Origin of the sequence: Pigmentiphaga litoralis (genome assembly GCF_014651835.1) — a bacterium.
Taxonomy (GTDB): domain Bacteria; phylum Pseudomonadota; class Gammaproteobacteria; order Burkholderiales; family Burkholderiaceae_B; genus Pigmentiphaga; species Pigmentiphaga litoralis.
On the sequence record NZ_BMXQ01000001.1, the window covers coordinates 2,934,544 to 2,957,751 of the forward strand.

Below are 23,208 nucleotides of genomic sequence, written 5' to 3' on the forward strand. Positions count from 1 at the left end.
GTGACAAGGGGTGAACCGCCGCAGTATGACTGGGCCTATTGCATCGCACCATCAGGAAACCGCACCCATGACCACTCCCCGCTTCGTTGCCGTGATGTTCGCCGCCCTGACCTTGCAGGGAGCCGCGCAGGGCACAGCCCTTGCCGCCGATTACCCGGGCGGCCCGATTACCGTCATCGTTCCGTACGCGGCGGGCGGACTGGCCGACAACATTGCCAGGCCCGTTGCCGACGCGCTCGGCAAGGTTCTCAAGCAGTCCGTCATTGTCGAAAACAAGGGCGGCGCGGGCGGTGTGGTTGGCACCGGATTCGTGGCGCGCGCCAAGCCGGATGGCTACACGTTGCTGCTGACGTTGTCTGCAATATCAGGCCTGCCTGAAGCCGACCGGCTGCTGGGCCGCAAGCCCGCCTTCCAGCTCGATCAGTTCGTGCCGATCGCGCGCGTCACCGCCGATCCGAACCTTCTGGTGGTCAGCGCCGATGCCCCGTGGAAATCGGTGGCCGAACTGGTTGCGGACAGCAAGCAACATCCCACAGCGCTGAACTACGGGTCGTCGGGCGTGTATGGCGCCATGCACATCCCCATGGAAATGTTCAAGGCGGCCAGCGGCGCGCAGATCACGCACGTGCCTTTCTCGGGCGGCGGACCGGCCATGGTGTCCCTGCTTGGCGGCCAGATCCAGACGGCGGCCAGCGGCCCGGCCAACGCCGGCAACTTCATCAGGACGGGCAAGATGCGCGCACTGGCCCACTGGGGCAGCCAGCCGCTGCCTGCCTATCCCGGCCTGCCCAGCCTGAAGTCCCTGGGCTACGACGCGGAATTCGTGCAGTGGTCCGCGTTGATGGCGCCGGCGCAGACGCCGCCCGCGGTCCTCGAGACCCTGCGCAACGCGATGCGGGTGGTGACCGCGGATCCGGCGCTCAAGCAGGTCTTCAGCAACCTGGGCAGCCCGATCGAATACATGGACGCGCCTGAATTTGCCACCTACTGGAAGGCCGACGCCGAACGCGTCGTGGCGGCAGTCAAGAAGATTGGCAAGGTGGATTGATTGACGACGACAACCACTCCCCGCATTCCCGATTCGCTGTACCGCCTGATGGACGAGATCGGTCCCCGGTGGGGATCGACCGTTCAGGCCAACGTCCGGACGATGATCGAGGCGTACTCCAAGATCCTGAAAGACGCGCCCAAGGAAGGAACGGCCCATCGCGACCTGCCTTACGGCAGCGACCCGCGGCAGCGCCTGGACGTGTACGAGCCCAATAGCAAAAACGAATCGCCCCGCCCTGTCCTGATGTTCGTGCATGGCGGCGCGTTCGTAGAAGGCGACAAGGACCGCACCGACGAGATCTACAGCAACGTGCTCTGGTACTTCGCGCGCCACGGCATCATCGGCGTCAACGTCGAGTTTCGCCTGGCGCCGACCCACACCTTCCCGAGCGGCACGCAAGACGTCGCCGCTGCCGTGGCCTGGGTCAAGGCGCATGCCGCGGACTATGGCGGCGACCCGGATCGCATCTTCCTGATGGGACATTCAGCCGGCGGCGCGCATTCGGCGCACTACGCCTACGACGCCCGCTACCATCCGGTCGGGGGCCATGGACTGGCGGGATTGATCGTCGTGTCTGGCCGCGTGCGCGCCGAAAACTCCAGCGAGAACCCCAACGCAAAGCGCGTCGAGGCCTACTACGGAACGTCGCTGGACGACATGGCTGCGGGGTCGGCGATCAGCCACGTGTCGGCCGCCTCCTTGCCGACGATGATCGCCGTCGCCCAATACGAAAACCCGCTGATTGACGTGCACTGCGCCGAACTCTTCTCGACGCTTTCGCAAATCCGACGGCGCGCACCGCGCTTCGTGTGGCTGCCGCGGCATAACCACACCTCCATCATTGCGCACTTCAACACCCATGAAGATGTCCTGGGAAAGCACGTCCTGGAGTTCATGGAAACGGGGATCTGACGCACCTGTCGTCTTCCCGACTATCGCACCCGGGCGACCTTGAGACCGTTCACGGACTCCAACTTTTGGACGATATCTCTCAACCGATCGACGGAATAGTCTAGGCACGCCGCCTCGCGGTCTGGCGGCGCATCTTCTCTGTCGGGGCACCTCTTACACCTTCCGATTACCTCCTTGGCCACCCTGTCGGCCAAGCGGGTCGGTGCGTCCTGCAGCAGCATATCGACCGCACAAGGAGCCACGCGCCTGCGAGCGCGCCGCTCGTCCCATCTTGCTCAGTTTTGCGACTCACCAAAGGAGTTGGCAATGACGATGCTGTTGATCAAGGGATCCACCGGTGCGGAAGTCGGCAGGTTGGCCGGGGCGCTGCAACGCGAACTGGGCGACGACGCGGCCGACTTCCCGACGCTTGCGGGCAGTGACACGATCGATGCGGGCTTCGACGCCGCGATCCGCCGATGGCAGGCAGGCGTGGGACTGATTGCCGATGGGGTCGTCGGCCCGCTGTGCCAGGTGCTGCTGGAAATGATCGAGCCGCAAGGCGGCAAGTTCGGCAGCACGCCCCTGACCGTCGCCGCGGTCAGCCGATTGTTCCCGGCAACCAAGCCGGCCAACATCGCCCGCTACCTTCCGTATATCGAAGCCGCGCTGGGCGTGCTTGACCTGACCGACCGGCCGATGGTGCTGGGCGCGTTGGGCACGATACGGTCGGAATCGGAAGGCTTCGTGCCGATCTCCGAGTTCCCTTCCAAGTTCAACAGCGACCCCGGCGCGCCGCCCTTCAATCGCTACGACGGCCGCCTGGGCAACGACGTGCCGGGCGACGGCTTCCGGTATCGCGGCCGCGGCTTCGTCCAGCTGACGGGCAAGTTCAACTATCGGAAGTACGCCGCCAAGATCGACTTTCCGCTGGATGCGCAGCCCGATCTGGCCAACGCGCCCGAAGTTGCCGCGCTGCTGCTGGCCACCTTTCTTGGCGACGTGGCCGGCAGGTTCCGGCCGGCCTGCGAGGCAGGCGATCTGGCCGCCGCGCGCAAGTGCGTCAACGGCGGCACCCACGGGCTGGACCGCTTCCGCAGTGTGTTTTCGCTCGCCGAGACGGCGTGGAGTACGGCAACCCGTGGCGTGGGCGCGGGCAAGTCTCCCACCTACGCGTCGCGCCGCACGTCGTTGACCAGCGCCAAGACCAAGAAGGACACCGACGACCTGCGCGATCGCCTGTACCAGCCTGGCGCCATCAGCCTGCCGAACGAATTCCCGTTGTCCAGCGACGTGGAAAAGTACCTGGCCCGCTACACCCAGGTCGGGCTGATCCTGGACCAGGGTCGCGAAGGCGCCTGCACCGGTTTCGGATTGTCTTGCGTCATCAACTATCTGCGCTGGATCAAGGCCAAGCACCCTGACAAGGACTTCATCTCGGTCAGCCCGCGCATGCTCTACACCCTGGCCCGCCGCTACGACGAATACGAAGGCGAAAACTACGAAGGATCGAGTTGCCGCGGCGCGATCAAGGCTTGGTTCAGCCATGGCGTCTGCCTCGAATCCGACTGGCCCTATTCGCCCGAAAAATCCAATCCGCCCCACTATGGCTACGCCAAGCGCGCAGCCAGCACGACGCTGGGGGTCTATTACCGCGTCGAGACGCGGTCGATCACGGATATGCAGGCGGCGCTTCGGCAGCACGGCGCAGTGTTCGTCTCGGCATTCACTCACGATGGCTGGCTGGACGTGCCGGATGTGGGCAGTTGCCCGACGGGCCACCAGGACCTGCCCGAGATCGAATTCGATGGCCGCCCGTCGCAGGTCGACGGCCATGCCTTTGCGCTGGTCGGGTTCGATGCGCGCGGCTTCATCGTGCAGAACTCGTGGGGTCCCGGCTGGGGCGCGGGCGGCTTCGCCATCCTGTCCTATCGCGACTGGCTGGCCAACGCGATGGATGCCTGGGTCGTGGCCCTGGGCGTGGCGGGCGTCATCGAAGGCCGGCTGGTCGCATTGAATCACGACGGCAGCGGCGTGGCGGGCGCGCGGGTCGATAAGAGCAAGTGGTGGGATGCCTCGGTGGCCTATCAACACAGTATCGTGCTGGGCAATGATGGCCGCGTCATGCGGTATGTGAGCGAAGACGAAAAACCGCGCAAGCTGCAACAGCAGGTCTATGCGCTGCCGGATCACTGGTTCCGAACAAACCGGTCGCAGCCGAAGAAGCGGCTGGTGCTGTATGCCCATGGCGGCCTGAACAGCGAAAAAGCAGCCATCGATCGGGCCAGCGCCATGGGCCGCTACTTCGTTGCCAACGGCTGCTATCCGCTGTTCCTGGTCTGGAAGACGGGGCTGCTCGAATCGCTGCAAGGCATGCTGTCCGAAGCCGTCCGCACCCCGGCGGCGCGCGGGGACCTGGCGGGCGCGTGGACCGATGCGTCGGATGCGCTGATCGAAAAGACCTTTGCCCGCCGCCTGGCGCGTCCGATATGGTCAGAGATGAAAGAAAATGCCGAGCTGGCCTTTGCACCGCGGCGCGGGGGCGAACTGCTGCTCGACGCCCTTGCATCGCTGGTAGAAACCTGGGGCGATCAGTTCGAACTGCATCTGGTCGGGCATTCGGCCGGTTCGATCATTCTTGGGCATTTGCTCAGTGCACTGCGTGAGCGGGGCGCCCTGGCCGACCGGGTCGCGTCGATCCACCTGTATGCGCCGGCATGCACCGTCCCGTTTGCCAACAAGCATTACGCCAGCGACGCGCGCTTCATGAACCGCCTGTTTCTGGACGTGCTGTCGGATGACGTGGAGCGCGCCGATACGGTGTCGGCCATCTATCGCAAGTCGCTGCTGTACCTCGTGTCCAATGCGCTGGAAGCGGACCTGCGCACGCCCATCCTTGGCCTGTCGAACATCTGGAATCCCGACTACTCGGGATGGGACGGATCGTCGGACACGGCCGAAGCACTCTCGGCATGGCGCAAAGCCTTCGATGGTGCCGAAGGCAAGGTGCTGGATGTGGTCGCGACGCCCAAGGTGCGCGTGGGCACCGAAGCCAATGGCGAACCGGTCCAGCAGAAAGCGGCGCATGGCAGTTTCGACAACGATGTCGCGGTCGTCACCCGCACGCTGGAGCGCATTACCGGGGGCGCGCTGTCCACACCGGTCGACGAGCTGCGGGGGTTCTAGTGAAGCGGCTCGATACCTTGGTGGAACAACGGCGCAAGATCCTGCAGGACCCGGACGTGCCGGAAGGGCACGACAACAAATGGGGCCTGGCGCTGTCGGGGGGCGGCATACGAAGCGCCACCTTTGCGCTGGGCCTGGTGACCGCGCTGGCCAAGAAGAAAATGCTGCTGCGCTTTGACCTGTTGTCGACGGTATCGGGTGGCGGGTATGCGGGGGCGACCATCGGCCGGCTGTTCGACCGGGTGCGCGCCAAGGCGGCAGCCGGAGGTGCCGGCAAGGGATCGACGGGCGATGCGGCACGCGCCGTGCAGGACGGTCTGGCGCGGGACGAAGCTACCTGGACGACCTGGTGGCTGCGGGCCAACGGGCGCTATCTGATTCCGAGCGGCCTGCTCGACTCGACTCTGATCGTTGCGCTGTATGTGCGGAATGTGCTGGCGGTGCACTTTGAACTGGCGCTGCTGGCCTTGCTCGCCGGCATCGCGCTGGCGTGCATCAACCTGTTCGTGTGGACCGGGCTGGCGGCGCTGGGGTGGATAGGCGGCGATACCTTTTTCGACGCCTTCCGATGGCTGTCGCCCTGGCTGCCCGTGCCGTGGATCGCCCTGGCGGTGTTCACGGTGATCGGCGCCGTGCAGACCTCCGCTTTCTGGTGCTTTCCGTATGTGCGGAAACGAGGTGCGTCGCGGCGCGCCTTCACGGTCGTGATCACTGCGATGATCGCCATCGTGGCGCTGCACCCGCTGTTCGACACCGCGCCGGGGCGGCCCGGCAGCGTCGTGCGCGAAGGCTTGTGGGTGACCATGGTCGCCCTGATGTTCTGCTGGCTGCTTGGCGCGCTGTATGCGCAGCGCGTCTGGATCAAGGCACGCCGGCGCCTGCCGGATGCCAGCTCGGCCGCCGCCGATGTGCTCAGTGTCCTGACACAACGCCTGTCCAATACCTTTCGCTGGGGCATCGCGTTTCTTGCGCTCGGCGTGGTCGAGCGCTTTGCGTGGCATCTTGCGTTCGAGCCCAGCGGCTTCGACACCGCGACCGTCGGCATCTTCCTGACGATCGTGGCGCCCGCCTTGCGCGCCGCCCTGCCCTTTGCGTCGCGGCTCACCAACCCGACCGCGGGGGTGCGCATCGCGATGTTGATCGGCCGGGGACTCGGCTATGTGATCGTCGCACTGCTGGCCGCGTTCTGGATATCGCTGGCCTATCGCGCGGTGCTTGGCGCGTACTTTGACCGCACCACGCTGGCCTTCTTGCCGGCGCTGACCGTCGCCGTGCTCCTGATGTTGCCGATGGCCATCTACCTGGCGGTCACCGGGCGCAACATCGAATTCCTCAACCTGTCGTCGCTGCATTCCTTCTATCGCGCGCGCCTGGTCCGCAGCTATCTGGGCGCAGCCAACTACCGGCGCTTCGAAGCCGCCGGTCCCCTCGACGAAGGCACGCTGACGCCCGTCCCGGCCAACCTGCCGCTGGGCAAGGTCGTGAGCGAAGTCGAAGAAGTCCACCTGGATGACGACGTCGCCATCAACGATTACCGGCCCATGGATGCAGGCGGTCCGGTCCACCTGATCACCATGTGCGTGAACCAGACCAATGATCCGCGCGGGGGCATCTTCAACCGTGACCGGCAGGGTTTGCCACTGACGATCGTGTCGGGCGGCTACATGCGCGAAGGCATCGAGAACTGGTCGGAAATGCGGCGCGAAGAGCCGCTGAGTCTGGGTACCTTCATCGCCATTTCCGGGGCGGCCATTGCCCCGGCGCTGGGAGCGCTCACGCGGGGCGGCATCTCGGCGCTGGCCATGTTTTCCGGTCTGCGTCTGGGGTATTGGTGGAGCAGCGAGCGCCGTAACGGCGAAGCCACGCGGTCGGTGCACGCGTGGACCGGCAAGTCGCGCCGTATCCTGAACGAACTGCGCGGCCGTTTCCAGGGCACGCAAGGACCCGACTGGTTCCTGACCGATGGCGGGCACTTCGAGAACACCGGCGCCTATGCACTGCTGGCCGAACGCTGCCGCGTCATCGTCGTCTCGGACGCCGGGGCCGACCCGACCTATGCCTTTGGCGACCTGGAAAACCTGGTGCGCAAGGCGCGCATCGACCTCAACGCCGACATCCGTTTCATGCGGCCGCGCAATCCGCCCGACCTGCGCCTGAGCCCGCCGGTGGCCGAGCTGGCGCAGTTCGGCACCATCGATGATCTGGCCTCGTCCAAGAGCAATGCGTGCATGGCGCTGGCCACCGTCATCTACGCCGAAGATCCGCTGCACCCCGGCATCCTCGTCTACATGAAGCCGAATTTTTTCATCGGCCTGCCGGTGGATCTCGTCAACTTCAAGGCCGCCAATCCCTGCTTCCCGCAGGAGCCGACGTCAGACCAGTTCTTTTCCGAATCGCAATGGGAAAGCTATTTCCTGCTCGGTCAGGAAATGGGCAAGGCGCTGTCGAGCGACCTCCTGACCTGCATCGCCGCGGCGCCCGAGGCCTATTTCGTGCAGGACACGAGTTCGACGCTCGACAAGGCGATGACGCGCGACAAGGGCGCGATGCCGGCCGGCCCGCCTGCGACGCCGATGCAGGCCATCTCGCGCATTCCGGCACGGATTGCGGTGTCGACCGTGAAGGCGACGGTCGGCCTGACCGCCGTTGCAGCGATCGGAGCTTCGGCCTGGCAAGGCCTGGAAGCCTGGCGCAGTGCGCGCGAAAAAACCGTGGACACCGAACGCACGGCACTGTCCAGCCTGTCATCGACCTGGCTGGACACGCAACGCGCGCGCGCATCGGATACGCCGCAGCGGGTCGAGGCCGTGTCGCGGCTGGCGACCACGCTCCTTTACACCGCCGACCGGGTATGCGCGCACGGGCAGGCCGACTGGTTCCAGCAGCCGGGGCTGGCGCGCGAGATTGCCATCGACGCCTTTGCTGAATGCCGCAAGCTCGATGCGCTGGCTTCGCGTTCGTGCGCCGTGCTGCTGCAATCGGTCGGCAACCCCGCCAGCCGCACCGTCAACACCTGCCTGGGACCCGTGCTGGAACGGCCACCGCAACGCTACGAAACCTATTGGGCCTACGACTACACCACCAAGGCATCGCCGCACCTGCTGCACCCTTGCGACATGTACCGCCAGGACCTTCGATTGGAGGCGATGCCGGTCACGATCACCGACGCAGTCGACCCGCCTGCGGCCGGATGCCGGCTCGGGACATTCGCGTTGGGCGTGCCCGGCGAAGCCGTCGTTCGCAGCGTGATGGCAAGCGTCAACGACGGCTATCAGTACCTGCAGCGCCTTGCCGGACTGACGACGCACGACCTGTGGCTGAGCCGGTTTGCGCAGGACAAGGGCGCAACGATTGCGGCCGCGGGCAGCGCCCCCGATGCGCAAGCGCGCGCGGCCTGCAGCGACGTCGCCGTCTTCGTGCAGGTGTACGACCCCGAGTCCTATGCCGCCGCCACCCGGCTGCGCCCGCCGTGGTCAGCGATCCACGCACGGTTCCAGCCGATCGAGAACGTGCAGCAATCCGCCGAGGCGCGGGGCCGCCCCAACCTGACGCCGGTGACGGAGCCCACGATCCGCTACCACCGCAGCGACGCCGCAGCCTGTGCGGCCTATCTGTGGCCGGTCGCACGACAGACCCTGACCCTGCCCGGACCCGTCACGCCTCGGCCGCTGTCGGCCCGCTATCCCAGCTCTCCATCGACCATCGAAGTGTGGCTGCCGCCGCATACGGCGATCGGGACACGTTGATCGCAACACGGGAGGCGGCTGCAAAAACTTTAACAAACGGTCGATAGTCAGCTTCCTGTCAGCCATGGTATTGCTGTGGGCAGTACCCGCTCCGCGCAGCGAGGATCCTGCCAACCCGCGCCCTATCGAGGGCCACCAGAGGAATGTCGCCATGCCTGTCCCGTTCGTTACGTCGTCCGTTACGCTGTCTGTGTCGTCGTCTGCCAAGTCGTCCGCCATGCCCGCCTTCCATCGCCGTGCCCGCAGCCGCCCCGCGTTCGCCGCCGTGCTGGTCGCCGCCCTTGCCTTCGGCACGACGGCCCTGGCGCAGTCGCCCGGCTACTCCTACACCCCCGACGTCGGCCAGGCGGGCAAGGACGTGGTCTGGGTCCCCACGCCGCAACCGGTCGTGGACAAGATGCTCGAACTGGCCAACATCACGCCCAAAGACACGGTGCTGGACCTGGGATCCGGCGATGGACGCACCGTCATCACGGCAGCCAAACGGGGGGTGAAGGCGCACGGCGTCGAATACAACCCGGACATGGCGGCGCTGGCCCGCGCCAACGCGGAAAAGGAAGGCGTCTCCAAAATGGCGACCTTCCAGACCGCCGACCTGTTTGAAATCGACCTGTCGCAAGCCACGGTCATCACCATGTTTCTGCTGCCAACGATCAACGAACGGCTGCGTCCCAAGCTGCTTGAACTGCCGGCAGGCACGCGCGTCGTGTCGAACTCCTTCCCCATGGGCGACTGGAAACCGGACCGTTCGGAAACCGTCAGCCAGGGTTGCTCCAACTACTGCACGGCGCTGATGTGGGTGGTGCCCGCCAAGGCCGCGGGCACGTGGCAGATGGACGGCCAGCGCCTGACGCTCAAACAATCGTTCCAGAACCTGGAAGGCACGTTGGGATCGAATGCGATCAGCGACGCCAAGCTTGAAGGCAAGAAAATCGCCTTTACCGCCAACGGCGTGCGCTACGAGGGCATGGTCGACGGAAACGCAATGAAGGGCACTGCGGCCGGCGGCAAAACCTGGTCGGCACGGAAGAGTTGATCGCACGGCGCGGGATGCCCCTAGGGTTATCCCGCGTATTCTTGGTACAATCCCCAGGTTCCCTGCGGCGTTCCTCAACGCCGCTTCCCATTCGCCCGGATCATGCCGGGCCGCCCCCGCGACACCTGCTCGCCCGGGGTCCGAGTGCCGGCCCGCAGCGCACGAATCAAAAACAGCGCTGCGCCGGACGCTGACGGTATTTCCTTGAAATCCCAAAGCCGGTGCAGGAGACAGATCAACGAGACCGAGGCGGTTGCCTTGTGGCTCGTCCTTGTCGTATCTGTTCAAAAGGTAGTCAATCAATGTTGAAGCGAATGATCCCGGCCATGCTGGGCCTGGTTGCGTCAGTGGCCGTCCTGCCGCTGCATGCAGCCGAAACAAAGAAGGTCGATGTGCTCCTGATCGGCGGAGGCATCATGAGTTCCACCCTGGGCGTCCTGCTGCACGAACTGGAGCCGGGCTGGAGCATGGAAATGGTCGAGCGCCTGGACAAGGTCGCCATGGAAAGCTCGAACGGCTGGAACAACGCCGGCACCGGTCACTCGGCATTGGCCGAACTGAACTACACCCCGCAGGACAAGACCGGCAAGGTCGACATCTCCAAGGCCATCGAAATCAACGAAGCCTTCCAGGTGTCGCGCCAGTTCTGGTCGTCGCAGGTGAATCGCAACGTCTTGAAGAACCCTCGCTCGTTCATCAACTCGACGCCGCACATGAGCTTCGTCTGGGGCGATGAGGACATCGCTTTCCTGCGCAAGCGCTATGACGCCCTGAAGGCCAGCCCCCTGTTTGCGGGCATGCAATATTCGGAAGACCAGGAACAGATCAAGAAGTGGGTTCCGTTGATGATGGAAGGCCGTGACCCCGCGCAGAAAATCGCCGCGACCTGGACGCCCATCGGCACCGACGTGAACTTCGGCGAGATCACCCGCCAATTCGTGGGCCATCTGGAAACCACGCCCAATTTCTCGCTCAAGACGTCCAGCGACGTGAAGGACATCACGCGCAACAAGGACGGCACGTGGCGCGTCGAATACAAGAACCTGAAAGACGGCCAGACCTCGCAGACCGATGCCAAATTCGTCTTCATCGGCGCAGGCGGCGGCGCGCTGCACCTGCTGCAGAAATCGGGCATTCCGGAAGCCAAGGATTACGCCGGCTTTCCGGTCGGCGGATCGTTCCTGGTGACCGAAAACGCGACCGTGGCCCAGCAGCATCTGGCCAAGGCCTACGGCAAGGCCGCCGTGGGCGCGCCGCCGATGTCGGTGCCCCACCTGGATACGCGGGTGCTCGATGGCAAACGCGTGATCCTGTTCGGACCCTTTGCAACCTTCTCGACCAAGTTCCTTAAAGAAGGCTCATACCTGGACTTGTTGACAAGCACAACGATGCATAACGTCTGGCCCATGATGAAAGTGGGCGTGGCGCAGTATCCGCTGGTCGAATACCTGGCCGGTCAGCTCATGCAATCCGATGATGACCGCTTCAACGCACTGAAGGAATATTTCCCGAATGCGAAGAAGGAAGACTGGCGCCTGTGGCAGGCCGGCCAGCGTGTGCAGGTCATCAAGCGCGACAAGGAAAAGGGCGGCGTGCTCAAGCTCGGCACCGAGATCGTGACGTCCGCCGACGGCAGCATTGCCGGCTTGCTGGGCGCATCGCCTGGTGCGTCGACCGCAGCCCCGATCATGCTGGATCTGGTCGGCAAGGTCTTCAAGGACAAGGTCGCCTCCCCCGAATGGCAGGCCAAGCTGCGTGACCTGGTCCCCAGCTATGGCACGACGCTCAATGGCAGCCCGGCCAAGGTCCAGCAGGAATGGAACGCGACCGCGTCCACCCTGCAATTGACGACGCCGCCGACCATCGACATGACCCCGCCGCCCGCGCCACCCACCGGCAACGTGCCGCAGCGCAAGAAAGAGCAGACCGACGCCGACCTGGCGTTGTGATGCGCGACTGATCCGATCGGCAGGCTGACGCGCCGCCAGAATGACAAAGGCCATCCTTGCGGGGATGGCCTTTTTTTGGTGGGCAGGGCAGCGCTAGCGCGTCGCGCCCGCCACAGAAATCACCAGCCGCGTTGCCGGAGCCACCAGGTGGCGCAGGCCGGCCGAGGCATCGGCCTCGATGGTTTGCAAGATCAACTCGTTGATACCGCCAACGACCGCCATCGCCATGTCGGCCGGCAGCATGCGGCCGTCTGCATCTGCCGTGGCCGACTGCACGAATGCTGCGATCTGCGCGTTGGCCTGCCGGCGCACCTGAAGTCCCGGCAAGCCGCAGCCCAGGATCTCGACGAACAAGGTCTTGAGCAACCTTGGGTCTTGCGCCAGGAAATCCAGGTAAGCCGTCAACGCGGTTTCCACCTGATCCTGCCACGGACGCGACAGGTCGACCGCCCCCTGCAGCGCGGCCAGCGCCTGCTGGCTGGCCATCGCATACAGCGCAAGCAGGCAGTCTGCCTTGGTCTCGAAATGCTCGTAGAACGTGCGGCGCGACACGGCGGCCTCGCGCACGATGTCGGCGATGCTCGTGTCCGCATAGCCCTTCGCGGCCAGGGCCTGCGCCATGCCGCCGAGCAGACGAAGGTAGTGCTCGTGCGGCATGGCGGCGGGCGCCGTGGCGTCGGGTGTACGGGTCGTTGAGTTCGGCGAAGCGGAAGCCATGGTGCACATCACGAATAAGTTGGTACTTGACAGTACCAGATGTCAGTCGCATCATGTTGGTACGCGATCGTACCAACCGTTATGACATCACGCCCGCGTCGTAAAGGAGCTTCTGATGACCGACCTCGTCGTCCGCCGTTTGTTGATCGACCTGCAGCCGCCCATCCCGCGTACCTGGTGCGGCGGCGATGCGTTTGCGACGGCCTTTTTCAATGCCCTGTCGATGAGCTTCCCGTTCGGCGAACAGTTCTTTATCGACGCCCTGCGCAGCGTGCTCGTTACCTTGCCGCCCGACGCCCAGACGCGCTGGCAGCCCGAAGTCAAAGGATTCATCGGCCAGGAAGCCACGCACCGGCGCATCCACAGCCTGTTCAACGCACACCTTGAACGGCAGGGGCTGGTCGATGGCTGGACGCCGCGCGCGGCCAAACGGGCGACCCGGCTCGAAGGCCTGGACCCGCGCCATGCGCTGGCGGTCACGGCCGCCAACGAACACTTCACGGCCATGTTCGCGGACTGGCTGCTCGCCCGTCCCGAGGTATTGGATAACGCCGAGCCGCGCCTGAAAACCATGTGGCTGTGGCACGCCGCCGAAGAGTCCGAACACAAGACCACCGCCTTCGACCTGTACCGCGCGGCAGGTGGGTCCGAGAAAGCGCGCAAGCGCTGGTTCGCGGTCACGACTTCCATGTTCCTGCGCGACCTGCTGCGCCAGACGGCTGCGAATCTGAACAAAGAAAAGCAGCTGTGGAAACGGTCCACGTGGGCCAGTGCCGCGCGGTTGCTGCTCGGCCGCAAAGGCCTGTTCGGCGCGAATCTGAAGGCATGGCGACGGTATTTTTCCAGCGACTTCCATCCATCGGAACACGAGAGCGGACTGGCCGATGCCTGGCTGCGGGATAACCGTGACACCTATGTCCCCGTCGGGGCGCGATGACCTGCTAGCATGTCAGGACAGCACGCGGGCTGGGGCAGGACGTGTCACCTGCGCCGTCTGCCCCTCTCGCGCCTGACTCGAACAGGCGCATCGCCCTGGAGCTCTCCATGACCCCGATCCCGACTCCCCGCACGATCGCCCGACGCCACCTGATCCAATGGGCCGCCGTTGCCCTGACCGCATGCGCCGCCCTGCCCGCCTTCGCGCACCACGGGTGGTCGTGGGCCGAGGGCGAGCAGACCGAACTGTCGGGCACCATCCAGTCGATCTCGATGGCGCCCCCGCACCCCACCCTCAAGGTCAAGGCTACCGATGGCGCCGTCTGGCAGATCGACCTTGGCAACCCGAACCAGACCGAACGATCCGGCTTTACCGGCCAGTCGGCCAAGGCCGGGGACACCATCAAGGTGCTCGGCAACCGCTCGCAGAATCCCAAGGACATGGTGATGAAGGCGGTGCGCATCACGCTCGATGGCCGCAACTTCGACATGTATCCGGAACGGATCCAGTCCAAGTAATCGGCGTCACGTAGCGCATGGACCTGCTGCAGGCGATCGCCGCCTGGCCAGGTGCCGTCTGGCTGACCCGATCCGGCACCGCCTACCTGTTCGTCAACGCCGCGCACATCCTGGGCATCGGCATGCTGGTCGGCGCAATCCTGCCGCTGGATCTGCGGCTGGCCGGTCTGTTTCGATCCTTTCCCCTGCAGGTGCTGGCGCCCTTCCTGTCGCGCGCGGCGGCATGCGGGCTGCTGCTGGCGCTGCTGACCGGGGCGTGGCTGTTCTCGGTCAAGCCTGCGGAGTATGTCGACAACACGGCGTTCCTGATCAAGATGGGCTTGCTGGCCTGCGCGTTGTTGAACGTCGCCTTGCAGCATGGCAATCGGCGTTATCGGCAGGCGTTGGTGGGTGGACCGGTGCATGGCGTGGTACGCGGCGTGGCCCTGCTGTCGGCGGTCAGTTGGGTGGCTGTGCTGGTGGCGGGGCGGTGGATCGGGTTTCTTTGAAGGCAGCTCAACACGAAAGCCGCATCGTGTTTCGGAATCGCGAAATAAAAGGCCCGCGAAGCGTGATGGCGGCCGCTGTTTCGGAATTCCGGAAACGCGGCAGGATGGTCGCTTGCGCTGTCGGGCCTGGCGCATGGCGATGTGCCTACCTCGCGCGAATACAAGGTGCTGCTCAGCCCATCGCTGTTCGCGAACCAACCCAAGAACGCGTCCAATGCCTACCTGGCCGATCTGAAAGCGGCGCTGGCGTCGGCGGGTTTTGACCGCACGATCTCAGGCACGTTTGCCAAGAACGATGAGCGCACCGTGCGGTTCTATGACTCGCCTGGAAGTTGCGAACTGCGCGCGCAGTCGTATTCGTTTCGCGAACGTGTCGACAGCAAGCGCGAATCGACACTCAAGTTCCGTTCGACCTCGCAGTCGGCTGCAGCGGGCGTGACCATCAAGGGTAGCGAGAGCAATGCGTCGTCAAAGTTCGAGATGGACAAGACGGCATCGGTCGTGGCCTATTCGCGGTCGACGAAGCAGGACTTTTCGACCGGCAAGAACCTGAACAAGATGAAGGACATCAAGGACCTGTACCCGATCGCGACCGGGCTGACCGTGACGGGCGATGCCACGATGGCAGTCGTCAGTGGGCTGACGATCTACGAGAAAACCTATGATGGCGCGATCAGCGACATTGGCCAGCAAGCCGCCGAGTTCTCGGTCTCGCTCTGGTACCTGAACGCCAGCGCGACGACACCGGCCGTGGCCGAAGCATCGTTCAAGGTTGAAGAGAGCGACGGCGACTTCACGACCAAGGTCACGCAGCGATCGGAATTGATCTTCACGACCATGACGCAGATGGCCTCATGGGTGGCGCCGACCGCCATCCCGAAGACGAACTGGGTCTATCAATACCACCCCAGCTTCTGCAACAGCCCGACGCCTGCCGGCGCAGCGGCATCGTCAACGGCCATGCCGTTCTGACGTCATGGCCGATGGAGGGATAACCCTTCATTGATGCACGCGCGGTCATGCAGCCTTGTACGCAGCGTCATAGGCACGGGTGCCGGCGCTGCGTACAGTTCGGGCTGTCGTGACCGCCGCGCTGGCGCATCATTCATCCAATCAAAGACAGCGCGGCTCCCATCACAAGTGGTTGTGGTCACGGAGATCCACGCACTGCGTCAATAGAACGCAGGCGTGGGATCGCTTCGCCCCCTCATTCTTGTCGACGGAGACACCATGACCTCTCGCGTTACCGCGACGCTCGCGCTCGCCTGCGCCACCCTGACCTCCACCGCGTTCACCAGCGCCCATGCGCAAAGCAACGTCACGCTGTACGGCATCGTCGACTCCGGCTTCGTGTATCAGTCAGACCCGATCACCGGCAGCGGCAGCAAGAAAAGCATCACTGGCGGCGGGCAGTCCGGCTCGCGCCTTGGCCTGCGCGGCATCGAAGACCTGGGCAGCGGCAACAAGGCCTTCTATACGCTGGAGATGGGCATCAATGCCGATGACGGCACATCCACGCTGGGCGCGCTGTTCGGACGCCAGGCCTTCGTCGGGATCGAAAACACCAGGCTGGGCTCACTGAGCCTGGGTCGTCAGTACACCCCGTTCTATTCGATGACCTTCCTGACCAGCGACACCTTTGGCGTCGGCATGATGGGCGCGGCCATCAACCTGCAGAACGGCTTTACGCGCAGCAACAACAGCGCCATCTACAAGACGCCGACCTTTGCCGGCCTGACCGCATCGATCATGTATGCCGCCGGCGAAAGCACCTTGAGCACGTCTGCCGGCCGGTCGTACGCTGCGGCGGTGCTCTACCAGAGCGGCGCATTGAAGGCATCGCTGGGGCACTACAGCGCCAACAACGCCACCGGCACGGCGACCAGCTACGGCACCATGCTTGGCGCGAACTATGACCTGGGACCGGTCGTGCTGTTCGGCGACATCCAGCGGCTGCGGTCCGACCTCAATGGTGTGCCCGGCGTGACCAAGCAGGACACCAACGTCAACCTGTACAGCCTGGGCGCCCGCGTGCCGGTCGGCAGGCACACGGTGTACGGCGCCGTCACCTATGCCGACGACCAGCGCAAGATCGCCAACGCCGACGCAAAGGCGACGCATCTGGCCCTTGGCTATACCTACCAGCTGTCCAAGCGCACCAATCTGTATAGCTCGGTTGCGAAGATCAACAATCGCAACGGCGCGCGATACCAGATGATCAACGCGACCACGCCGGGGTACGGGCAGTTCGGGTTCGATCTGGGGATCCGGCATTTGTTCTGAACGTCGGACTGACATACGCCCACTGAAAAGAACGACAACGAGGTACTGGAGGACGACATGAAGATCACGATGTTGACGATGGCGGCTGCAATGCCGATCCTGATCGCCTGCGGTGGCGGCGATGACGACGCTTCCACAGGTACGACGCCTGCTGCGACCGCAGCACCCCTTGGTCGCTGGACGAATTCGATCCCGTGACGGCGATCCATCAGTGGGTGGAAAAGGGCATTGCGCCGGAATCCATGCTGGCCAGGGGCGCCCGCTTCCCGGGACGCGAGCGGCCGATCTGCGCCTATCCCAACATCGCGAGTTACGTGGGAAGCGGCAGCTTCGACAGCGCAGCGAGCTTCCGGTGCACGGCGCCAGCAGGCTGAAGGGGGCTGAACGAGCCTGATGGGTCACACCACTTTTTTGAATACGGGCGGAAGAGGCGGCCATTGGGTGGCGCGGACTGCTTGGGGTTGTGAATGCGGCTTAGCAGTTGGGACAGTACCCTAAAAGATGTCGTCCTCCCGTTGATGCCGTAAAGCAAGAACGGTCACGATCTGATGGGGCTCGATCTCGAACAGCGCGACATATCCGGACGATCCAAAGGGAACAATCAGTTCACGCAGGTAGGGATTCCTGCCTGGGTAAGCTTTTCGACAGTTAAAGGGTGCTAGCGAAAGATGTGCAATTCCGTGTCTGACTGCAGCAAGCGCCCTATCCGCGATCACCTCGTTGCCCTCGTCGCGCTCCAGAATGAAGTCGTAAAGCCGAAGCAGATCACGCTCGGCTTCTTGCGTGAAGCGGACCCGATAGCTCATTTACTGGTCTTTCGATCCCGAGCCTTGGACCGTGCGAGCGTCAGTTTCTCCAGCACAGAATCAGCCGACACATACACGCCCGTTTTCATTGCACGGTCCCGGGACGCCAAGCCACGAGCGACGAATGCAGCCTCAGCTTGGCGCCGCTCAACCTGACAGCGGATCGCCTGCTCGGCAAATTTGGACAGGGTTTCGCCTTCGCCAAGGACGCCTTCGGCTGCCTCGCGAAGTTCGGGATCAACACGTAACGGCGGAAATGTTGCGGTCTTCATATCAGCTCCATGCGATGCATTTGCGATGCAATTGTAACCCGATCTGGTTGCAACGCCGTATGAACTGAGACGAAGAAATCACACGGGAAAGTACGATGCTGGAGTTCGGATCAATGCTTTCCCACCGACTCCATCCCCTTTTTTGCAGTGTCCTTCAAGTTGTCGTGATGGCCGGGCAGAAGTGCTCAGCCCAACGTAAACGCTTCGTGTACGGATGATTGCAACGATCCACCAAGTACCGGCCCACCGCCCGCGACATATATCCAGTCGCCAATCGCCGTCGCGGCGACCGCGTGGCGGGAGCTGATCATGGGCGCGTGGCGCTGCCATGTGTTCGTGGCCGGATCGTAGCTTTCCAGTTGCCCGTAGATGGCGGCCACCACGGGAACGCCGTTCTGCAGGATGCCGCCTTCGCCGCCCATGCAGAAAATGCGGTTGCGATAGACAACCATGCCGTGCCCGGAACGCGCGGTGGGCATGGGCGCGCGCAGGTCCCAGTTGTCTTTCTGCGGGTCGTAGACGTGGTGCAGGTCGGTGTTGAACTGGAAGTTGTTGAAGCGGCCGCCGACCACGTGGATCGCGTTGCCGAACGTGACGCATCCAACGTGGTCTCGGGCCGCGGGGATGGGGCGGCGCAGCTCCCACTTGTCGCTGGTCGGGTCGTAGACCTCGTGCCAGGCGACGCTGGCGCGCTCCGATGCCGGGTCGGTCGCGCCGCCAATCAGGTGCACCTTGCCGTTCAGCACGACGGCGGCAGCCGCACCGCGCGGCCGTGGCAGGGGCGCGATGTCGAACCAGCGGTCTTCTTTGACGTCGTAGAAAAACGCCTTGGTGTCGCAGCGGCGGTTCTGCTCGATGAATCCGCCCAGGGCATAGACGCGGCCTGCGTCGGCCACGACCGCAATGTGGTTGGCGCCGCGGGGCACCTGCGCGGCGTCATACCAGGCATTGTTGGAAGGGTCGTAGACGGTGTGATAGGCGCGGTCGAAGCGTCCTTCGCCATATCCGCCCACGACATGCATGCGCCCTTGCCATGCGGTTGCCCAGGCCATCTCACTGCGCGGGATGGGCATGGCAGCGCGCGCTTCCCATCGGCCCAGCGGCCCCGCTGGCGCCGGGCTCTCGAAGACGCGTTGGGCTTCTTCAGACGGCGTGAGGTGATGCGGCGCGCCCCCTTTGGACATGTTGTGATACGCGTGGTCGGACGGCGCGGCGGGTTTGAGCGGGGCCAGGGGCGATGGCTGCGCCTGCGCGTGGACCCAGGCAGGCAGGGTAATCACCGAGGCAGCGGACGTGATGAATGCGCGGCGGTGCATGCGAACGCTCCAGGGAATGGATGGCGTTCAAGCTACCGTCAAATCAGGGGTGAAAGCAATGGAATTGGGGCCGCCTGGCTTGCCGGAGGGAGCCCGCTTCCTTGTCACGAAGGCGGTTCACTCTGGTAAGCAGGCATGTCGGGCGCCAGCTCTGCAGTAGCCAGTTGCCAGGTACGAAGGCACACTGTCGTGCATCACCCGCCCGTCTGCCCTTCTTACAGGCGACCGCCGCGCCTAACCCCGCAGCCACGCCGCCACCGATCCCGCTACAAGACATGGTTCACATCGCCTCTACAACTTCCACCGCGCCCATCCCCCACACCGCACCGCGTCTCTGGTTGCATGTCGTCCTTGGCGCGGCGCAGGGCGCCGGCCTGTGGGCGTTGTTCGAGCTTGCCGAGACGACGTTCCAGTCGGCTTATGGTCCCCTGCTTGTTGCACTGATGTATGCGACCGCCATCGCGCCGTCGGCATGGCACTTTTCTCATGACGGCATCACCCATCCCCGCGCGCGGATCGCGTTCGCGGCATTCATGGCACTGCTGTTTGCAGGCTTTGGGGCGCACGCCGCGCCGCGCATGTTCCATCCGGTGCACGACTTCTTTCCGGTGTCATTCGCATTCGTCAGTGCACTGCTGGCTTTTGTCATGGTCTGCCTGGCGTGCGGTGTCGACATTGCGCGCAGACGCATCGTGTATGGACGGCTGTTCGAGATGGCTTGGCGCAATGCCATGCTGGTGGCGGTGGCGGGCGCCATCACCGGCCTGTTCTGGATGCTGTTGTGGTCAGCCGCCTCGCTCATGGAAAGCATCGGCCTGACGGCAGTGCAACGTGTCGTGAATCATGAGGCCTTTCGGTATCCGGTCACGGGCGCTGTGCTCGGCTTGTCGATCGGCCTGGGACTGACGCGTCCCGAAGTGCACGCCACGCTGCGCCGCTTCTGGTTTGCGTTGACGGTCTGGCTGCTGCCGGTGGCGTTGGTCTTTGCCGCCGTCTGGGTGGCCGCCCTTGCCTTTACGGGCATCGAACCGCTGTTTGCGACCAGGCATGCGGCGCTGTACTTGCTGTGGTTTTGCGCGCTGGCGGTCAAGTTCGTCAACGTCGCGTACCGGTTCGACAACGAAGCGCCTGCCTATCGCCATCGGCTGGCACGCGCACTGCAATGGCTCTGGCTGACGATCCCGGTGTTCCTTGCGTTGGCCGGATGGGCGCTGCTGGAACGGACGTTGCAACATGGCCTGACCACGGACCGGCTGTGGGGTGGCTTGGTCTGGGTGCTGCTGGCCATGTACGGCGTGGGGTACGCCATGTCTTTGTTTCGACTGGGCCCATGGATGCACACGGTGCCGTCCACCAACATTGCCGTCGCCATCGTTGGCGTGCTGCTGGCCGCTGCGTTGATCAGCCCGGTGGCCGACTCGCGCAGGCTGGTGACGGCCGACCAGGTCAACCGGCTCGAGCAGGGCAAGGTCACGCCAGAGGAGTTCGACTGGCGCTACCTGGCAACAGAGACCGGTCCCTATGGCCGCGACGCGCTGGCAAGGCTTGCCGCGCAGGACAACGGCGACACGCGGCAGCAAGAGATCAAGCGTCTGGCTGCAGCCGCCCTGGTCAACCATGACACCGTCCGCAAACCCCCGCCGCAACTGGCGGACGCGCGCCTGGAGGCGACACGCCAGGTGCCGGTCAAGCCTGACGGGCAGTCCCTGGACGACACCACGGCCCGGTGGCTTGCCGACCCAGCCAACAAGGAAGAAGACTTCGACACCGTATGCCTGGTCGAGCCGCAACGCTGCGCCATCTGGATGGTGGACATCGACAACGATGGCGAACGCGAGATGGTCGTGATGTCGGACGTGCGGGGAAGCGTGCAGGCGCTGCTCCATATCCGGTCAGCCACGGGCTGGCAACGCCAGGGCCGGCTGGGCAGCTATAACCAACAGCACAACCTGGAGGCCTGGCTGGCCGCGATCGACCGCGGCGACGTGCATCGTGTACCGCGCCGCTGGCCCGACGTCAAAGTGGGCAACCAGACGCTGGAAGTATTTCCGTATTGATCGGCGCGATGCAAGGCGGTGGTCGGCTAATCCCGATTCGACAGCCGCTTTGCCGCCAGATCCACGAACGCCCTGACCTTGGCCGGCGCATGCCGCCCGGCGGGATACACCACATGAATGGGCAGCGGCGGCTCTTCGTGGTCGGCCAGCACGATCGCCAGGCGGCCGTCCTGCAATGCCGACGCGATCTGGTATTCCGGCACCCGTGCAAGGGCCATCCCCGCGATCGCGGTGGCGATGACGGCTTCGTTGGTGTTCGACTGCAACCAGGTCTGCACCGTGACTTTGTGGTCGCCGGCAAAGCGCCATTCCAGTGACACCCACGCACCGGTAGACGCGGCGATGCGATGCGCTCGCAGGTCGGCCGGCACCGAAGGCGTGCCATGGGCCTTGAAGTACGACGGCGCGCCGCACACGACGCGCCTGACCGTGCCGACCCGGATCGCCGTGTAGCCCGAGTCCGGCAGGTTCCCGATGCGCACGGCCACGTCGACGCCCTCTTCCACCAGGTTGACCGGCCGATCCACGAACAGCGTTCGGGCATTGACGGACGGATGCGCGCGCAGGAATTCGTGGACGACAGGCAGGACGTGCATGTGTCCGAACAGCGCCGCTGCAGTGATGGTCAAGGTGCCAGAAGGCGTGGCGTAGGAACCTGCGGCAGACGCTTCGGCCTCGGTGATCTGCGCCAGGATGCGGCGGCAGTCGTCCAGGTATTGGTGGCCGGACTCCGTCATCTTGACCGAGCGTGTCGTGCGCACCAGCAGCCGCGCGCCGATGGCGTCTTCAAGCGCCGCCACGGCCCGCGTGACCGCCGGCGGGCTCATATGCAACTGACGCGCGGCCTCGGAAAAGCTTTCTGTTTCCGCGACCTTCACGAAGATCCGCATTGACTGCCAACGATCCACTCTGCCATCCCGTTCAATCGGTTTCCGGCATGTTACGCGCAAGGGTCCGCAATCACCCAGCGCCCCTGCTGCGCAGCGCAAGCGCCCCGGGCCGGCGCACGATGCGCCTTGGGCGGAAGGTCCACAGCCGTTCCGCGCCTTCGAACGTGGCCATGTCGGGCGAATCCAGGACCACCCTGGCATACCCTGTCATCTGCACGATGTCACCGGTCGCAAAATCGACGAACAGCAAACCCGCCCTCCCGTTCATCACGAGGTTGCCGAGCGTCGAGAAAAACTGGTTGCCGCTGAAATCCGGAATGGTCAGCAGCCCGCTATCGTCGACACGCACAAAGCCGGGCTTGCCACCACGATGCGACACATCGACCTGACGACGCGACGCCACGTCGGCGTACGACGCCACGAAGAAGGTGTCGGCGGCGCGGATCATGAAGGCGGCCGCTTCATCCAACACGTTGAGTTCCTCAACCGGTCCAGTGAAGGGCTGCACCGGATCTCGCACCAGAGCCACATCGCGCACCTGGATGTACCGCGGGCAGTTGCCAAAGCTCTGATCGACCTGCACCCGCAGGCCGTTCACAGCGGGCTCGACGACACCGTTCATGCGATTGCGACGGCGCGTGTGCATCTCGATGCCCAGCAGGCCGACCGGCTCGCCAGCGTGCAGGCCTGCCTGCGCCGGATCGTTGCTGTCCGCATGCGCCGCAATGTCCAGCGTCGTGGCGTCCGGTGACGACATGAACCCTGGCTTGCCCGCGAGCATCGTGGCCCAGGCGTCGCCCTGCCCATCGACACTGCCCGCCACGACGAATGGCAATTGCGCATAGAACTCGCGATGCTGGTCAGGCATGTGGTCACGCACGATCCGCGGCCCGATCGCCGCCATGCGGTCCGCAACCCCCAGCTGTTCCTGAAGGGCTATTTCACCTGCGTGCCAGGTCGGCAGCGTGGACAGGGTAGTTGTCATCATCAACATCCTTGAAAGGAGCAGCAAGCGCCGGGGTCAGGCGGCGCGGGGCGGGCATCAGAGCTCAGGCTTGATTGCTC

General features: G+C 64.5%; 20 protein-coding genes. 14 read left to right on the forward strand and 6 right to left on the reverse strand.

The window, feature by feature from the left end:
- The first annotated feature begins 67 nt into the window (after positions 1-67).
- The 6 genes from IE116_RS13365 to mqo all read left to right on the forward strand — a co-directional run bounded on the left by IE116_RS13365 (position 68) and on the right by mqo (position 11,859).
- The gene (locus IE116_RS13365; protein ID WP_229828145.1) at positions 68-1,048 is read left to right on the forward strand and encodes a Bug family tripartite tricarboxylate transporter substrate binding protein; all 981 of its coding nucleotides are present in this window, start codon (positions 68-70) and stop codon (positions 1,046-1,048) included.
- The gene (locus IE116_RS13370) at positions 1,049-1,963 is read left to right on the forward strand and encodes an alpha/beta hydrolase (protein ID WP_189613167.1); all 915 of its coding nucleotides are present in this window, start codon (positions 1,049-1,051) and stop codon (positions 1,961-1,963) included.
- Positions 1,964-2,269: 306 nt separating this feature from the next.
- The gene (locus tag IE116_RS13375) at positions 2,270-5,128 is read left to right on the forward strand and encodes a C1 family peptidase (protein ID WP_189613169.1); all 2,859 of its coding nucleotides are present in this window, start codon (positions 2,270-2,272) and stop codon (positions 5,126-5,128) included.
- Positions 5,128-8,874 (forward strand): patatin-like phospholipase domain-containing protein, encoded by a 3,747-nt coding sequence (locus IE116_RS13380; RefSeq protein WP_189613171.1) that lies wholly within the window; start codon positions 5,128-5,130, stop codon positions 8,872-8,874. Before IE116_RS13375 ends, IE116_RS13380 begins: the two co-directional genes overlap by 1 nt.
- A 151-nt stretch (positions 8,875-9,025) precedes the next feature.
- The gene (locus tag IE116_RS13385) at positions 9,026-9,910 is read left to right on the forward strand and encodes an SAM-dependent methyltransferase (RefSeq protein ID WP_229828146.1); all 885 of its coding nucleotides are present in this window, start codon (positions 9,026-9,028) and stop codon (positions 9,908-9,910) included.
- A gap of 302 nt (positions 9,911-10,212) precedes the next feature.
- Positions 10,213-11,859: a malate dehydrogenase (quinone) gene (gene mqo / locus IE116_RS13390; protein ID WP_189613173.1), complete on the forward strand. Its 1,647-nt coding sequence runs from the start codon at positions 10,213-10,215 to the stop codon at positions 11,857-11,859.
- A 93-nt stretch (positions 11,860-11,952) separates the two neighbouring features.
- Here mqo and IE116_RS13395 read toward each other — a convergent pair whose 3' ends face one another.
- Positions 11,953-12,576: a TetR/AcrR family transcriptional regulator gene (locus IE116_RS13395; RefSeq protein ID WP_189613175.1), complete on the reverse strand. Its 624-nt coding sequence runs from the start codon at positions 12,574-12,576 to the stop codon at positions 11,953-11,955.
- A gap of 115 nt (positions 12,577-12,691) precedes the next feature.
- On the opposite strand from IE116_RS13395, the gene IE116_RS13400 reads away from it, so the two are divergent.
- The 7 genes from IE116_RS13400 to IE116_RS13430 all read left to right on the forward strand — a co-directional run bounded on the left by IE116_RS13400 (position 12,692) and on the right by IE116_RS13430 (position 17,176).
- A complete protein-coding gene (locus IE116_RS13400) occupies positions 12,692-13,513 on the forward strand; it encodes a metal-dependent hydrolase (protein ID WP_189613177.1) in 822 nt (273 codons plus the stop codon).
- Positions 13,514-13,620: 107 nt separating this feature from the next.
- Complete coding sequence (locus IE116_RS13405; protein WP_229828147.1) at positions 13,621-14,031, forward strand: DUF6152 family protein; 411 nt, start codon at positions 13,621-13,623, stop codon at positions 14,029-14,031.
- A 17-nt stretch (positions 14,032-14,048) separates the two neighbouring features.
- A complete protein-coding gene (locus IE116_RS13410; protein WP_189613179.1) occupies positions 14,049-14,519 on the forward strand; it encodes a DUF6644 family protein in 471 nt (156 codons plus the stop codon).
- 141 nt (positions 14,520-14,660) lie between these two features.
- Positions 14,661-15,491: a hypothetical protein gene (locus IE116_RS13415; RefSeq protein ID WP_189613181.1), complete on the forward strand. Its 831-nt coding sequence runs from the start codon at positions 14,661-14,663 to the stop codon at positions 15,489-15,491.
- Between the two features lie 258 nt (positions 15,492-15,749).
- Positions 15,750-16,802, forward strand: a complete 1,053-nt coding sequence (locus tag IE116_RS13420; protein WP_189613183.1) for a porin — start codon at positions 15,750-15,752, stop codon at positions 16,800-16,802.
- A gap of 57 nt (positions 16,803-16,859) precedes the next feature.
- On the forward strand, positions 16,860-17,000 hold the full coding sequence (locus IE116_RS13425; protein ID WP_189613185.1) for a hypothetical protein: 141 nt from the start codon (positions 16,860-16,862) through the stop codon (positions 16,998-17,000).
- The gene (locus IE116_RS13430; protein ID WP_229828148.1) at positions 16,997-17,176 is read left to right on the forward strand and encodes a tannase/feruloyl esterase family alpha/beta hydrolase; all 180 of its coding nucleotides are present in this window, start codon (positions 16,997-16,999) and stop codon (positions 17,174-17,176) included. Before IE116_RS13425 ends, IE116_RS13430 begins: the two co-directional genes overlap by 4 nt.
- Positions 17,177-17,296: 120 nt before the next feature.
- On the opposite strand, the gene IE116_RS13435 is transcribed toward IE116_RS13430, so the two are convergent.
- From IE116_RS13435 to IE116_RS13445, 3 genes are all read right to left on the reverse strand, one after another.
- Complete coding sequence (locus IE116_RS13435) at positions 17,297-17,608, reverse strand: type II toxin-antitoxin system RelE/ParE family toxin (protein WP_189613187.1); 312 nt, start codon at positions 17,606-17,608, stop codon at positions 17,297-17,299.
- Positions 17,605-17,880, reverse strand: coding sequence for a YlcI/YnfO family protein (locus IE116_RS13440; RefSeq protein ID WP_189613188.1), 276 nt, complete (start codon positions 17,878-17,880; stop codon positions 17,605-17,607). Before IE116_RS13440 ends, IE116_RS13435 begins: the two co-directional genes overlap by 4 nt.
- A gap of 185 nt (positions 17,881-18,065) precedes the next feature.
- Positions 18,066-19,196 carry a Kelch repeat-containing protein gene (locus tag IE116_RS13445; RefSeq protein ID WP_189613191.1) on the reverse strand — a complete coding sequence of 377 codons (1,131 nt, stop codon included), beginning with the start codon at positions 19,194-19,196 and terminating at the stop codon, positions 18,066-18,068.
- Between the two features lie 275 nt (positions 19,197-19,471).
- Here IE116_RS13445 and IE116_RS13450 point away from each other — a divergent pair, with 275 nt between their 5' ends.
- Positions 19,472-21,253: a DUF4153 domain-containing protein gene (locus IE116_RS13450; RefSeq protein ID WP_189613193.1), complete on the forward strand. Its 1,782-nt coding sequence runs from the start codon at positions 19,472-19,474 to the stop codon at positions 21,251-21,253.
- 26 nt (positions 21,254-21,279) lie between these two features.
- Here IE116_RS13450 and IE116_RS13455 read toward each other — a convergent pair whose 3' ends face one another.
- Together IE116_RS13455 and IE116_RS13460 are read right to left on the reverse strand one after the other, a co-directional pair.
- Positions 21,280-22,161 carry a LysR family transcriptional regulator gene (locus IE116_RS13455; protein WP_189613195.1) on the reverse strand — a complete coding sequence of 294 codons (882 nt, stop codon included), beginning with the start codon at positions 22,159-22,161 and terminating at the stop codon, positions 21,280-21,282.
- Between the two features lie 52 nt (positions 22,162-22,213).
- Complete coding sequence (locus IE116_RS13460; RefSeq protein ID WP_229828149.1) at positions 22,214-23,131, reverse strand: pyridoxamine 5'-phosphate oxidase family protein; 918 nt, start codon at positions 23,129-23,131, stop codon at positions 22,214-22,216.
- Positions 23,132-23,208 lie beyond the last annotated feature (77 nt).